This window comes from uncultured Friedmanniella sp., from assembly GCF_964244005.1.
In the GTDB taxonomy this organism is placed as follows: domain Bacteria; phylum Actinomycetota; class Actinomycetes; order Propionibacteriales; family Propionibacteriaceae; genus Microlunatus.
Genome location: NZ_CAXTHG010000009.1, coordinates 98495 through 114068 on the forward strand (window position 1 = coordinate 98495; position 15574 = coordinate 114068).

Genomic DNA, 15574 nt, shown 5'->3' on the forward strand with positions numbered 1-15574 from the left:
CTTGCCGGCCAGGGTCACCACGCCGTGCAGCGCACATGCGGCGAGGAGCGTCGTGGAAGTCTTCACGGGAGTCCTTCTGCTAGGCCAGCCCGACGTGTTCCGGGCCCGCGACCCATCGTGGGCGGCCATCGGCAGAATCGGCCGATCCGCCCCAAGCCTTCAGGAACCCTTCAGCCAGGCCGCGCACCAAAGGCTCGAGTATGCATCGACCGGGGGACCTCACGACCGGAGTGCGTTGCACCTACAGTTCTCGGCATGGCTCCCCCCGGTCAGTGGCGGCGCATCGAGGCGCTGCCCACCGATGTGTTCCGCCAACGGTCTCCGCGGTTGGCGTCGTTGGCGACGCAGTGGGCGACGGAGCGTGCGTTCTTGCAGGAGCAGGGCGCGGAAGGTCGTCTGATCGAGCAGATGAAGAACCGGATGGCGGTGGAGACGGGCGTCATCGAAGGCCTCTACACCCTGGACCGGGGAGTCACGGAGACCTTGATCGCCGAAGGCTTCAGCTCCTCCCTCATCTCCCACGCCGACACCGACCGCGACCCGCAGCTCGTGGTCGCCATCCTCCGCGACCAGCGCACGGCGATCGACTTCGTCTTCGAGCTGGTGAAGTACCAGCGAGGACTCTCGACCTCGGTGATCAAGGAGATGCATGTCCTGCTGACCAAGCACCAGCCGACCACCACCGCGATGGACCAGTTCGGCAACCTGCATGAGGTGCCACTGCTCAGCGGTGACTGGAAGACCGTGCCCAACAACCCCACGCGACCGGACGGCGCGGTGCACCTCTACTGTCCGCCGGAGCAGGTCTCCTCCGAGATGGACCGGCTGTTGGACCTGTACAACCAGTACGCCTCAATCGGGGTCGCGCCGGAGGTCCTGGCCGCCTGGCTGCACCACCGCTTCACCGAGATCCACCCGTTCCAGGACGGCAACGGGCGGGTCGCCCGGCTGCTGGCGAGCATCGTCTTCATCAAGGCCCAGTGGCATCCCCTGGTGGTGCTGCGGGACGATCGACCCGCCTACATCGACGCGCTCGAGGACGCGGACGGCGGGAAGCTCCAGCCACTCATCCAGCTCTTTTCCAGCTGGCAGACGCGGGCCTTCGTGATGGCGCTCGGCGCGAGCCAGGCCGCCCAGAAGCCGCTTGAGACCCATCTCGAGGACGTGCTGGCCGGTCTCCGCGAGCGGCTGACCGCACAGGACGCTCCCACCCGGACCTCGACGCTCGACGACGTCGCGGACGTCGTGATGGCCGTGGCGGAGCGGGCCTGCGAACAGATCGCCCTCCGCATCACCGACAGCCTGGGGACAGCGCTGCCCGGGCTCAGCGCCACAGCGACGGTCAACACCCCGGACAAGGCGCAGGCGTACAAGGGGCCGCGGATCGAGCTCGCCCGCAGTGGTGGCTACTTCGCCGACTTCACGCGTGGCTCCCGCTGGGCTCGGGTGATGATCCGTCCGTCGCCGTCTTCACCCACCACGACCCTGCTCGTCGCCTCAAGTGCGTTGGGCAGCAGTCTGGGGAGCCTGGCGGTGGTCTGTGGGCTCATCACCACCGACCCCGGCACCGACCGGGCGCAGACCACCAGGGTCTGCGAGGACTACTTCGTCGCCACCATGACCGACATCGAGTCCGACGACAACAAGCGCCGCCTCCAGCAGCAGTTCGAGGAGTGGGTGACGGCGAGCCTGGTGATCGGTCTGGCTCAGTGGCAACGGGATCTGGGATGACGACTACGAGTGTCGGCCGAGACACCGCGCCCGTCGCGGGGTCCCTGGTACGCGTCCGAGGCACCCGTTGGGTGGTCGCGGCCGTCGAGGCGGGGGCGGACCCGCTGGTCGAGCTCAGCAGTGTCGAGGACGGCCGCTACGGCGAGACGCTGCGGGTGGTCTGGGGCGTCGAGGTCGGCGCGTCGGTGATCGACGCCGGGGCGCTGCCACAGCCTGACACCTTTGACCCGCCCGACAGCATGGCCGCCTATCTCGACGCCGCCCGTTGGGCGAGTGCCACCTCCGCCGATGTCTACCATCTGCAGGCGCCTTTCCGGGCCGGCGTGGCCATCGAGGACTACCAGCTCGAACCGCTGGCGCGGGCGCTGCTGGCCCCGCGGGTCAACCTGCTGCTGGCCGACGACGTGGGTCTCGGCAAGACCATCGAGGCCGGCCTGGTCGCCCTCGAGCTGCTGCTGAGGCACCGCGCTCGCACGGTGCTGATCGTCTGTCCGGCCGGCCTGACCAGCAAATGGCAGGACGAGATGGCCGAGAAGTTCGGTCTGGACTTCACCTTGATCAACGCCGACGAGTGCGCACGCCTGCGCCGGGTCCGCGGCGCGGCCGCCAACCCGTTCCGCAGCCACCGGCTGATGATCGTCTCCCTGCCCTGGCTCCGGACGGCTCGCGCCCAGCGGCTGCTCGCGGAGGCGCTGCCCACCGACGTCGACCCACGTCGCCGCACGTTTGACCTGCTCATCCTCGACGAGGCCCACCACGTCGCCCCGTCCGCCCCCCAGCAGCGCTACGCCGTCGACTCCCAGCAGACCAAGCTCATCCGCAGCCTCGTGCCGCACTGCGAGCACCGGCTCTTCCTGTCCGCCACCCCGCACAACGGCTACTCGGAGTCCTTCCAGGCCCTGCTCGAGCTCGTCGACGACCAGCGGTTCAACCGGGCGGCTGCTCCGGACCCCGTCAGCCAGCGCGAGACCGTCATCCGTCGGCTCAAGGCCGACGTCACGGCCGCGGGCCAGGCCTTCCTGCCGCGTCGCAACGCCATGATCGAGGTCGACTACACCGACGACGAACGGCGCGCGTACGACCTGCTGGCCGACTTCGTCGCGCTGCGCCGCCGGAACCGTCGCCTTCGCCGCTCGGGCCATCGCACCGACGTCGTGGCGCTGCTGCTCAAGAAGCGGCTGTACTCCTCACCGGCAGCCCTCGCCTCGACCGTCGCCGTGGTCCGCGCCGGTCTGCAGCGCGGCACGTCCAGCCGTCCAGCCGTCACCGGCTCGTCCGCCACGACGACCGACGAGGACGACTGGACCGACGACGCCTGGGCCGAGGAGTTCCTCGACGCCGACGACGAGCGCGACACCTGGAGCGACGACGAGCGCGACCGCGGCGAGCTCGCGGCACTGCGTCGGGCCGAGGTCGAGACCGTCGCCGAGGGCGGTGCCGATGCGGCCCAGCAGAGCGTCGGCCTGCTCGACGGACTGGCCGTGTGGGCCGCGCCGTACGCGCACCGCGCCGACAGTAAGGCTGCGGCGCTGATCGGCTACCTGCGCGCCGTCTGCCTGGCCGGCGATGTCTGGCTCGACGAGCGGGTCGTCGTGTTCACCGAGTACCGCGACACCCAGCTGTGGCTGGAGGATCTGCTCCGCCGCGAGGGTCTGACGCTCGATTCTCGGGTGGCGCTGCTGCACGGGGGAATGGACGACCGCGAGCGCGAGGCGCTGCGGCGCCGCTTTCAGGCGCCGCCCGGGAACGACCCGGACACAAGGCTCCGCATCCTGATCGCCACCGACGCCGCCGCGGAAGGCATCGACCTGCACTGGCACTGCCACCGGCTGGTGAACTACGACATTCCCTTCAACCCGAACCGGCTCGAGCAGCGGATCGGCCGGATCGACCGCTACGGGCAGACCGAGCCGCCAGAAGTCCGGCACTTCGTCGGCGCTGGCTGGCGGGGTCGCGGCGGCCTCGACGGCGACACCGACTTCCTCTCCCGCATCGCCCAGAAGGTCGCCCGGGTCGAGACCGATCTCGGCTCGGCCAACCCGGTACTGAGCCGCGCCGTGCAGCAGGTGATGCTCGGCCACCGCCCTCCGACCGAGGACGGTGAGCTGGCGGCGCCGGCGAGCCGAAGCCGACTGGCCGGCGATGCCGGGGTGCGCGAGCAGGTCGCCAGGCTGCGGGCGCAGCTGGACGCCACCGTCGCCGACCTCGGCCTCACGCCGGACCGGGTACGGCGGCTGGTGAGCGCGGCGCTTCGACTCGCGCGGCAGGCTCCGCTCACCGCGGCGCTCGACCCCGACCCGGTCTGGACCGTCCCGCCGCTAACCGGTGCCTGGGCCCGGGCCACCGCCGGCCTGTCGGACCCGCTGCGCCCGGAGGTCTGGCGGCCCGTGACCTTCGACGCCGAGGTGGCTCGCCAGCGCCGCGAGGACGTCGTCTACGCCCACCTCAACCACCCGTTGGTCGCGATGGCGATGAGCCTGATGACGGCCGCCGCCGCGTCGGGCCAGACCGACCTGTCCCGGATCACGGTCGTAACGACTGACCATCCGCAGGTCACGGAGCCGTTGGCCGTGGTCTACGCCCGGTTCCTCGTCGTCGGTGGCGACGCGATCCGGCTGCACGAAGAGGTGCTGCACGCCGGCGGCTGGGTCCGCGCCGGGGGTCGGTTCGCGCGGGTCGAGAACCTCACGCTGCTGGCCGAGGTGGCGCAGCGGGCGCTCGGCGCCGGACAGCCGGCGTCGGCGGGGGCCGAGCGCGACCTCGTCGCCGCCTGGCCGGGCACCGAGGGTGGGCTGACGGCGGCTCTGGAGTGGCGGGTACGGGCGCGCCGCGACCAGGTGCGTCGGGCGCTGGTGACCCGGCGGCAGGCCGACCTGGAGCGGCTCGACAGCAACTTCGCGCGCTTCGAGGCCACCCTGCGCACCGCGCTGGCCGAGCCCGACCAGGCTGAGCTGCCGCTGACCGATCCGGCGGAGCTGGCCCAGTCTGAGCGGGACCAGCGCGCGATGGCTAAGCGGTTGGCCGTGCTGCCCCGTGAGCAGCGCGCCGAGGCGGCGCGGATCGAGGCCCGCTTCGACCGTATCGAAGACCACACCTTCCCCCTCGGCGTGGTCTTCGTCGTGCCCGAAGGTGCTCGGTGAGCCGCGCTGCCGGTCGGGGGCGACCGGGTCGGCCGCCGCACGTGGACGGACGGGACCAGCACCGGGACTGGCTGTCGCTGGTTGAGGTCGACGGTCCGTTCCTGACCCTGCCGGTGCTGCTGCGGGTCTGGCCGACCCTGGACGCGGTGGACACCGATACCCGGGAGCGACTGCGGGACGTGCTCGCCTACGCCGAGACCAAGCCGCGGGCCTGGATCGAGTACGTGGTGGCGGAGCTGCTCGGCTGGGAGGGCTTAGCCACCTGGGCGCCGGTCGGGCTCGACTGGCGCGAGCGCGACCACGAGGTCGACGTACGGTGCGACTTCGCCTGGCCGGGCACCGGTCAGGAGCGGCCCTACCTTCTCGGCTACGTCGTCGACTCCCGAGCGGATCCTCGCGGCCGGGTCCCGGAAGACGACTGGCCGGCGACCTGGACCGACCGGGCCGCTGTAGCCTGCCGCGGGCTGGGCGTGCCGCTGGCGCTGGTGACCAACGGCCGGCTGTGGTGCCTGGTCTGGGCGCCGGCTGATGGCCCCGGCGCGGTCGTCACCTTCGACACGGCGACCTGGGACGACTCGGCCGACCGTGTCGTCGTCCGCGCCTTCACCTCGTTGCTGCACCGGTCCCGCTTCACGTCGGTGCCGCCCGAGCAGATGCTCGACGCCCTGCTGCGGGAGAGCCTGGACGCTCAGGAGGACATCACCCTCGAGCTCGGTCGCAACGTCCGTCGCGCGGTGGAGCTGGTGGTGGAGTCGTTGGGCCGGTGGGACGCCCGCGAGGCCGGGCTCGGCCGACGTGGCCTCGGTGACGTCGAGCCGCACGAGGTGTACGGCGGCGCGGTGACGCTGCTGATGCGGCTGATGTTCCTCTTCTTCGCCGAGGAGCGCGGCCTGCTGCCCGCCGACAACCCGGTCTACGCCGACGGCTACGGGGCGTCCACCCTGTGCGAGCGGCTGGAGATCGAGGCGGTCGACACCGGTGAGGAGGCGCTCGAGCACCGCAGCACCGCCTGGTTGCGTCTGCTGGCCACCTCGCAGGCGGTGCACGGTGGGGTCGACGCCCAGGGCTTCCGGCTGCCCGCCTACGACGGTTCGCTCTTCAGGGCCGAGGCGCACCCGTGGCTGGCCGGCGTGACGATCGACGACCGGACGATGCTGCACGTGCTGCGGTCCGTCCAGTACGTGGTGATCCGACGGGAACGGCGCCGGGTCAGCTTCCGCTCCCTCGAGGTGGAGCAGATCGGTTACGTCTACGAGGGTCTGCTGGCCTACGACGCTGAACGCGCTGCCCAGTGGACGCTCGGGCTGGTGGGCAAGGCAGGTCTGGAGGAAGAGGTGCCGCTGCCCGAGCTGGAGCGACGACGGGGCCGGCACACCGACCCCGACACCGGCGTGGTCGACACCGCGGCGCTGGCGGCCGAGCTGGCCGAGGACTTCAAGACCTCGGGCATCGGCACGGCGAAGCGGTTGGCCGGGCTGCTGGCTCCGTTGCCGTCGGCCGAACAGGCCCGAGCCCTGCCGCGACTGCTGGCCGTCACCGAGGGAGACCGCGGTCTGGCCGAGCGCGTCCTGCCGTTCGCCGGGCTGGTCCGCGACGACCTCCGCGGTCTGCCCACGGTCATCCAGGCGGGTTCGCTGTACGTCACCGCCAGCGCTGGCCGGGCCCAGAGCGGTACGCACTACACGCCCAGCCCACTCGCTCGCGAGGTCACCGAGCGCACGCTGTGGCCGCTCGTCGACCGCGAGCAGCCATCCACCGGCCAGGTGTCCTCCAGGGCGATCTTGCGGCTCAAAGTAGCCGATATCACGGTGGGATCCGGCGCTTTCTTAGTGGCGGCGTGCCGGTTTCTCGGCGATCGGTTAGTCGATGCTTGGGCTGACGAGGGCGATCCTGAGGCGGAGGAGTATCTGCGTCGGACAATTGGTGGCGAGGCGCTTACCCTGGACGGCAGTTTGCCGCCAGTCATCAGTCGGGCCCGCCGCAGAGTCATCTCTCACTGCCTGTACGGAGTAGACGTAAACCCAATGGCTGTGGAGATGGCCAAATTGTCGCTCTGGCTGGTCTCCATGCAGCCGGACCAGCCCTTCACGTTCTTGGACGATCGGATCGTGGTGGGGGACTCGCTACTGGGTGTAAGCCGGCTCGATCAGTTGGACGCACTTCACCTCGACGCGGCTGCGGGGCGACAGATCCACGAGCGGTGGAGGGGAGATCCCGTGGCAGGGGTGCGACTTCTGCTGGCCGACCACGCGGCCGAGCGGGAGCGGATCGCCGACCTGCCCGGCTCGTCACTGGCCGAACTCGCGACCAAACGAGAGCGGTTGGCCGTGCTGACGCGGCAGCAGTGGCGGGTCGGCCTGATCTCCGACCTGGTCGTGGCTGGCTCACTCGCTTACGCGAGTCGGGGACCAGCCGGGCTTGCGCAGGTCTCGAAGGACCTCGCGAGCTTGGTGGACGGGCTGGTGGAGGCGGGCAGCGACTCTGCGACCGCGGCCCACCTCCGGGAGCGGGTCGGTAGCTGGCTCGGCGCCGACCTACCCCCGACCGCTGACCCACGAAAACCCCTTCACTGGCCGCTGGAGTTCCCCGAGGTCTTCGGCGAGCACGGCGGCTTCGATGCGGTGGTGGGTAACTCTCCCTACCTCGGCGGGAAGAAGATCACCGGCGTACTCGGAACGGCCTATCGCAACGAGCTCTTGCACACGGTGGGTCGCTCGGTGCGCGGCAACGCCGACCTAGTCGCTTACTTCGTGCTCCGGGCTCATCAGCTGCTTAACGAGCGTGGCCGGACCGGACTGGTCGCCACCAACACCCTTGCCCAGGGAGACACCCGGGAGGTCGGACTGGATCAGCTCGTCGCCGACGGCGTGACCATCGTGGCTGCGACCAAGAGCGAGCCGTGGCCGGCCAAGGGGGCCGTGCTGGAGTACTGCGCGGTCTGGACCTCCCGGCCGCCGGTGGCCGACGAGACGCGTTTGCTGGACGGGCGGCCGGTCGCCAGCATCACGTCCGCCCTGGACGCTGGCTCCCGGGCTTCCGGTCCGGTGCACCGGCTGGCGGCCAACAGCGGTATTGCGTTCATCGGCTCTCTGGTGTTGGGGATGGGCTTCACGATGGAGCCCGACCGGGCTCGACAATTGATCGCCGCCGACCCGCGCAACGCCGAGGTGCTGTTCCCCTACCTCAACGGCGAGGACCTGAACTCCCGGCCCGACTCTTCCGCCCGACGTTGGGTGATCAACTTCCACGACTGGTCGGACGAGCGAGCCGCCTCCTATCCAGCACCGTTTGCGCAGGTCCGATCCGATGTGAAGCCGCAGCGAGACCTGAACAACAAGCGCAACTATCGAGAACGATGGTGGCAATATGGCGAGAGGTGCCCCGGGCTATATCGAGCGTTGGGCATCCAGGAGCAGGCGGTTGCCATCACCCTGGTCAGCAAAGTCGTCATGCCGGTTCTAGTGCCCGCCCGTCAGGTCTTTGCGCACAAGCTTGCAATCTTCGCCAGAAACGATAAGGCGCTGCTCGGCTTACTTTCCAGCTCCCCGCACTACTGGTGGGCTATCCGACGAAGCTCGACGATGAAGGCCGACCTGAACTACTCGCCTACCGACGTGTTCGAGACCTTTCCCCGGCCGGAGCTGACCGAGGAGGTCCGCGCTCTAGGGGACCGGCTCGACCGCGAGCGGCGCGAGTTGATGCTGGCCCGGCAGGCCGGGCTGACCGCGACGTACAACCTGGTGCACGACCCGTCCTGCGTCGACGCCGACATCGTCGGTCTGCGGACCCTGCACCGCGACCTCGACCTGGCCGTGCTGGCGGCCTACGGCTGGTCGGACCTCGACCCGGGGCACGACCACCACCCGACCCGGCAGGGAGTCCGCTGGACGGTCGACGAGACCACCCGGCAGGAGATGCTGGACCGGCTGCTGGAGCTCAACCAGGAGCGGTTCCGGGCCGAGCAGGCGCCACCGGTGACGACACAGGAGGAGCTGGTCTGATGGTCGATGTTTCCGCACCACCCGCGACCGAAGGCCTCGACTGGCGGGTGCCCCAGGAGTTCGTGCCGGCCAGCTCCTACGAGGTACGGGACGTCGTGCAGGACTACGTGGTCCGCGACCTGCTGGGGCCCTGGGACGGTGCGCACGAGTCCTGGCACCCGGTGACCCATCCCGGTACGCCGCGCGACCCCCTCGACCGCTACCTGGTCGGGATGCTCGGTCCCAAGAAGGTCGACCAGGTCGAGGAGGAGTCGACCGACCTCGAGCTGGGGGCGACGGTCAGCCACGAGACCGACCTGCCCGAGGCCGTCAACCCGCGGACGCTCGGCAAGCTGTGGGTCTCGTCGATGGGGCTGTCGTTCCAGGTCGCTGCCGCCCCCGACGGCCCCGACCGGCTGGTCGTCGAAGTGGACGCCGCCCGCTACGTGCCGGGTGCGGCCGAGCTGACCGACGCGGGCAAGACCGTCCACCCGGTCACCCGGCAGCCGTTGCACTGGAGCGTCGAGCTCGACCTGAGCCGCCGCGACGCCACGCTCGGGCTGGCAGACCCGACCGCCGACGGGCCGGGGGCGGCGTCGGGAACCGTCAGTGAGCGCGCCGATCCGGACGGCCTTGCCCTGCGCTGCCAGGTGCGCGACCACCACGGGCGACGGGTCGTCCGGTTGACGCTGGTCAACGACCAGCCGGCTGAGGTGACCCCGAAGTACCGGAACTGGCTGTTCCAGGCCGCCCTCACCGTCACCGCCCTCGACGGTGCCGAACCCGTGTTCTTGCCCGGCGGCGACAGCAGCGCCGTCCACCGGGACCCGGAGGAGGCGCACCTCGCCCTGCTGTACGCGCACGACCCACCGTTCGCCACCGGCCACAACGTGGCGGCGTGCGTCGACCGACATCCCGGTGAGTTACGGGCGTGGCGGCTGCGGACGTCGTGGGTGCCGGTGGTGGACGTCCCGGCGGTCACCGCGCAGCCGGTCGCCGGCCTGCAGACCTCGATGGCCAGGCTCGCGGCGCTGGCCGACCGGGCCGACCCGTCCGAGCTGGTGCAGAGCCTGCGGCCGCTGGTCAGCGGGTACGGCCGCTGGCTCGACGGCCGAGACACCGACGCCGCCGCGCTCGCCGCGCCGTGGCCGCAGATCGGGAACGGCGCCGTGAGCAGGGCCCGGCAGGCCGAGCGCCGGCTCGAGGCGGCACTCGCGCTGCTCGCCAGCTCGGCACCGGCGCGTCGCTGCTTCGCCTTCGCCAACCGCGCCATGGAGCAGCAGCGGCTCAACAGCGTGGTCGCGCTCCGGCGTGAGCACGACCCGACGCTCGGCTACGCCGAGGCGCTGGCCCAGGTCAGCGCCGGGGCCGGCGCGGTCGAGCATGCCTCCTGGCGGCCGTTCCAGCTGGCGTTCGTGTTGCTGAACCTGCCCGCACTCACCGACCCTGACTCGAGCGAGCGTACCGACGACGTCGACCTGTTGTTCTTCCCGACGGGCGGCGGCAAGACCGAGGCCTACCTGGGGCTGGCGGCCTACACGTTCGCGATCCGACGGCTCCAGGGTGTCATCGGCTCCGGGCCTCAGGCGCGTGACGGTCGCGCCGGGGTCGCGGTGCTGATGCGCTACACGCTGCGCCTGCTCACCGCCCAGCAGTTCCAGCGGGCCGCGGCGCTGGTCTGCGCCGCCGAGGTGCTGCGCCGCGAGGACCCCGCGACCTGGGGGGACGAGCGGTTCAGCATCGGCCTCTGGGTGGGGATGTCGGTCTCTCCCAACTGGTACGCCGACGCCGCCACCAGCATCGCCAACGCCCGCGAGTCGGGCCGGCGCGGCCAGCCCGTCCCGGTGCTGCAGACCACCCAGTGCCCATGGTGCGCGGAGCCGTTGCAGGGCGAGCGCGACCTGCACGCCGACGACGTCACCCGGCGGGTCCGGGTCTACTGCCCGCGCGGCGAGGGCCCTTCGACAAGCCCAGGGAACGGGGGAACAGGCTCAGGAAACGGAGGGTCGGGCCCCTGCCCCTTCTCGCGGCGAGAGAGCCCCGACGGCCTGCCGATCATGACCGTGGACGAGGAGGTGTACCGCGAGCCGCCGAGCCTGCTGATCGCCACCGTCGACAAGCTGGCCCAGCTGCCGTGGTACGGCTTCGCCGGCCTGCTGTTCGGCCGGGTCTCTGCCCGCTGTCCACGGCACGGCTACCGGCACCTCGACCTCGACCAGCGGATCGGCTGCGGCGGACGGCACGCCGCCACTGGCCCGTACCCCGCCGTGACCAGCCAGCCGGTCACCCGGCTGCGACCCCCGGACCTCGTCATCCAGGACGAGCTGCACCTCATCTCCGGCGCGCTCGGCTCGACCGTCGGGCTGTTCGAGGGCGCGGTGGAGGAGCTGACCACCTGGACGACGCCCAGCGGTGGCCGTTGCACGCCGAAGATCGTCGCCTCGACTGCGACCACCAAGCGGGCCGCCGAACAGGTGCGGCAGCTCTTTGCCCGGAACCTCTCGGTCTTCCCGCCCCAGGTCCTGGACTCCCGCCGGACCTACTTCTCCGACGAGCAGCCGGTCACACCGGTGAGTCCCGGCCGTCGCTATCTCGGCCTCTGCGCCCACGGCACCCGGCTCAAGGCGGCCGAGATCCGGCTGGCCGAGATCCTGCTGCTCGCCGGGCAGGCCGCGCTGGACACGTACGGCTCCGCGGCCGACCCGTACGCCACACTCGTGGGCTACTTCAACTCCACCCGAGAGCTGGCGGGCATGCGCCGCTACCTCGACGACCAGGTCGTCACCCGGATGCGGCGCCCCTGGCGACCCGGCCTGCCCGCCCGCGCCACTGCCGACCTCAAGATCACCGAGCTGACGAGCCGGATCAGCTCGGGCTACATCGCCGACGCCCTCCGCCAGCTCACGGTGCCCTTCGACCCCGAGACCGGCACCAGTGCCCGACGGACGGCCATCCGGGCCGTGATCAAGCAGCTGGCCGGAAGGCGCCCCGACGACCTGAGGGACGAGCGGGCCACCGACGTTGCCCTGGCCACTTCGATGCTGCAGGTTGGCGTCGACGTCGGTCGGCTCGGGCTGATGGTGATCACCGGCCAGCCCAAGAACGTGGCCGAGTACATCCAGGCCAGCAGCCGTGTCGGCCGTGAGCGCGACCGGCCCGGGCTGGTGATCGCGCTGTACAACTGGACCAGACCTCGCGATCTTGCCTACTACGAGTCTTTCGAGCACTCCCACGCCACGCTGTACCGGCAGGTGGAGGCGCTGTCGGTGACCCCGTTCGCGCGCCGCTGTCTCGACCGGGGTACGGCGGGCACGTTGATCGCCGCGGTCCGCAACGCCACGGAGGAGTGGTCGACCGACGTGGCCGCCCAGACCGTGCCGCTGGGGTCAGCGGCCGTGGCGGCCCTGCGGACGCGGATGCTCGACCGGGCTCGCCGCGCGGCCGGCGAGCAGGCGGAGGACTACCTTGCTGCCGCCCTCGACCGCGTGTTGAGCCGGTGGGGCAACGAGCAGGCGTTGCCCGCCGCGCCGACCGGCTACACGAAGGTGCGGCGACAGCTCGTCGACTACCGGCCGCTGATGAAGCGGGCCGGCGAGGGCGCCTGGAACGACCTCACGGTGGCGCGTTCGATGCGCGAGACGGAGAACGACATCAGCCTGCTGCTACCGCCCTCACCACAGATCTTCGAGGCGAGTGCGTCGGCGCCAGCCTGGTCCGCGTTCGGGTCGAACACCCCGCCCGGGGACGGGAGCGCTTCGTGAGCACCCCGTACCGCCGCCGGGTTGGCTCCTCGCGGCCGAGTCACCTGATGTTCACCGGTGGGGTCGGGGGGCTGGTCGAGCTCCCCAACTTCACCGTCTTGGTCCAGGGTCTGGAGGAGTGGAACTACAGCCGGGTGCTGGGCACCGATCCGGTGATCCATGAACCGCGGGTGCTGGCCGCAGCCCGGTCGCGGCTGGGTACGACCGAGGTCAAGGAGCTGCGCAACGCCCCCTGGATGGAGGGGCAGTCCAGCGACCCGAACTCACCGGCCAACCAGGTCGGCGTGCCGGTGGTGCCCTTCCCCGCGTGGTTCCGCTGTACGTACTGCGACCTGCTCGGGTCGCTGGAGTCGGGCGCTTTCACCTTCACCAACAAGGTGGCCAGCCGGCCTTTCGAGGCTCAGTTCGCCCACACCAGCTGTGCGCGCCGTGACCGTTTCGCGGTGCCGGCTCGTTTCCTGGTGGGCTGCCTGCGGGGTCACCTCGACGAGTTCCCTTACTCCTGGTGGGTGCACAAGGGCGGTGCCTGTCCCAAGCATGCCTACCCGGCGTTGAAGATGCGCGACTTCGGGCGCGAATCGGCGGCCACCGTTCGGATCGAGTGCGTCTCCTGCGAGGCCACCAGGAACATGCAGGAGGCCCAAGGCGAGGCAGGAAAGGCCAATCTCCCGCAGTGCCGCGGCCGACACCCGCACCTCGGCCAGTACTCGGAGTGCCCTGAGCAGGCCCGGCTGCTCGTCCTCGGCGCCTCCAACCAGTGGTTCGGGGCCAGCGTCGACGGCTTGGCGGTACCGCCGCCCCAGGCCAGTGAGCTGGAGGCGGTGCTCGAGCTGTTGTGGGAGCCCCTGAGCATGATCACCTCGTACGAGGTCATGGTCTACGCCCATGGCGCCCAGTTCGCCGACCAGCTGGGCCGTTGGCCGTTGGACGAGGTGTGGGCCGCCGTCCAGACCAAGCGGGCGCGAGGGCAAGGCGCCGAGACCGCCGCCGACGCCGGTGATCTGTTGTCTCCGGAGTGGGAGCTGTTGACCTCGGAGCCGCCGCAGCCGACCGCCGACTTCGCCATCGTCTCCCAGCCGGCTCCGCCAGCGGCCGCCGGCGTGCTCGCCGACGTCCGTCAGGTCGAACGGCTACGCCTGGTGCGCGCTCTGGTCGGCTTCACCCGCTTCGACGCGCCCGACCCCGACGACCCCGAGCTGGTGATCGAGGCCCCGCTGTCCGGTAGTGCCGCTCCGACGTGGCTGCCCGCGACCGAGGTGCGCGGCGAAGGACTCTTCGTGAGGCTCGACGAACAGGCGCTCGAGGCGTGGGAAGCGCGAGCTGTCGTGCCGTGGCTGGAGCGCCAGCACCGGGACGCGTTCGCCACCTTCCGCCTCAACCGCTACTCCGACCGGTTGCAGCTGCCGCCCGGGCACGACTGGTCCCGCGGGTGGCCGGGGCTGCGCTACTACCTGGTGCACTCCCTCGCCCACATTGCCCTGCGCGCCATCTCGCTCGAGTGCGGCTACGCGGCCGCGAGCCTGGCCGAACGCATCTACGCGGATCCGACGAAGAACATGGCCGGCTTCTTGATCTACACCGCTGTCCCCGACGCCGAAGGAACCCTGGGTGGGTTGGTCAGCCTCGGTGAGCCGGACCGGTTCCAGCAGGTGCTGGAACGCGCTCTGGCCGACGCCCGGGCCTGCTCGTCGGATCCGATCTGCGCCGAGACCGCGCCGGCGCCGGGGTCGGACGCCACGTACGCCGCCTGCTGCCACGTGTGCACGTTCTTGTCCGAGACCTCCTGCGAGCGCGGCAACCGGTTCCTCGACCGTCGGCTGCTCGTCGACATTGGCTGGCCGGAGCTCGCCCTGTGGCCCTGATCAACCGGCGTGCGTGCCGTTCAGCTCAGGCGCCAGAATGCCCAGTCAGCAGGGGCCGGCGGGAATTCCGGCGGTGGTGCCCATCCGACCGGTGGCTCCCAGCCGTCGGGCGGTTGGGGCCACTGCGGCGGTACGTGGAAGGTGATTCTGGTCGGCTTGGGCGGCACCTGAGCGTGCACGGCCTGCGGCCCCGGCTCGAGCGGAGGCGTCCGCGTGGACTGGTCCGGTCGGTCCTCGCTCGACCTGGCCGCTGTTCCTGCCCAGCTCGGATCGAGCTCGTGTGCCCGAAGAGCGTGGATGGCGATCTCGGCTTTGAGACGGTTGCCGGTGATACGCGCCCGGGCCGCAGTCTGCTGACCTGAAGCTGCCACGTGCTCCACTGCGGGTAAGAACTCGGCGCTCATCTTCGGTGTCAGGCTCCCCGCAACGCGGCCGTCCAACCGAACCTCGAGTACCTCGCGCGTTGATCGCGCAAGCTGCTCGGTGATCGGGTGCAGGGTTGCGTAGGCCCAGCAGTTTCCTTCGACGTTCAGGAGCGGCGTGATCGCCTCGAGGTGCTGGTCCTCACCGGTGACCTGGACGGCCCTCCCGTACGGCAGAAGCTGATGAGGTGCCGACGGGGGCAGGTTCACGGGTACGCAAAGATGCGGCTCGTCCACGACAAGGCGCACTGAGGCAGAGAAGGTGGTCTCGGTCTGCTCGCGTCCGCGCCGGTCGTAGTCAACGACGTGCGTGTATTCGTTGCCCCACACCGTGCACTGCGCCTGGGGTAGCAGGCCGGCCCGCAGCAGCTCGGTGAGGACGGGGGCGTACCGGGCCGCGTCGGCGCGGGGCAGGTAGCCGACGTGCGAGTCGCGGACCAGGACCGCGACGGCGTTGCGGTCGTGGGGGTTGGTGCGGCTCTGGTCGCAGAGTAGCGACCTCCTCAAGCTCCACCCCTCGCTCGGGAATCTGGCGGGGGAACAGGGCCCGCAGCTCCTACTGGTGGTACGACTCGCCCGCCACCTCGAGGCGGGCCCAGCCGCCCTGGCTCCACAGGAGAAACGGCTGAAGTACCTGCTCGGCTGGCTGCTCACGCTTCACGTCCTGCACCTTAGGTG

At 70.8% G+C, this 15574-nt stretch carries 6 protein-coding genes and 1 pseudogene; 5 read left to right on the top strand and 2 right to left on the bottom strand.

Annotated elements, in window-relative coordinates:
* Positions 1-255 precede the first annotated feature (255 nt).
* The 5 genes from ACFE76_RS07935 to drmB are packed head-to-tail and all read left to right on the top strand — an operon-like array spanning position 256 to position 14474.
* Positions 256-1731 (top strand): Fic family protein, encoded by a 1476-nt coding sequence (locus ACFE76_RS07935; protein WP_375431195.1) that lies wholly within the window; start codon positions 256-258, stop codon positions 1729-1731.
* Complete coding sequence (gene drmD / locus ACFE76_RS07940) at positions 1728-4871, top strand: DISARM system SNF2-like helicase DrmD (RefSeq protein ID WP_375431196.1); 3144 nt, start codon at positions 1728-1730, stop codon at positions 4869-4871. Before ACFE76_RS07935 ends, drmD begins: the two co-directional genes overlap by 4 nt.
* Positions 4868-8872, top strand: a complete 4005-nt coding sequence (locus tag ACFE76_RS07945) for an Eco57I restriction-modification methylase domain-containing protein (RefSeq protein WP_375431197.1) — start codon at positions 4868-4870, stop codon at positions 8870-8872. Before drmD ends, ACFE76_RS07945 begins: the two co-directional genes overlap by 4 nt.
* A complete protein-coding gene (drmA, locus tag ACFE76_RS07950; RefSeq protein ID WP_375431198.1) occupies positions 8872-12612 on the top strand; it encodes a DISARM system helicase DrmA in 3741 nt (1246 codons plus the stop codon). Before ACFE76_RS07945 ends, drmA begins: the two co-directional genes overlap by 1 nt.
* The gene (gene drmB / locus ACFE76_RS07955) at positions 12609-14474 is read left to right on the top strand and encodes a DrmB family protein (protein WP_375431199.1); all 1866 of its coding nucleotides are present in this window, start codon (positions 12609-12611) and stop codon (positions 14472-14474) included. The genes drmA and drmB overlap by 4 nt, the downstream gene beginning before the upstream one ends.
* Positions 14475-14494: 20 nt before the next feature.
* Here the strand turns inward: drmB and ACFE76_RS07960 are convergent, their stop codons facing one another.
* The gene (locus tag ACFE76_RS07960) at positions 14495-15226 is read right to left on the bottom strand and encodes a hypothetical protein (protein WP_375431246.1); all 732 of its coding nucleotides are present in this window, start codon (positions 15224-15226) and stop codon (positions 14495-14497) included.
* Positions 15227-15280: 54 nt separating this feature from the next.
* Positions 15281-15550 (bottom strand): annotated as a pseudogene (locus tag ACFE76_RS07965) (HIRAN domain-containing protein); the annotation flags it as partial.
* Positions 15551-15574 lie beyond the last annotated feature (24 nt).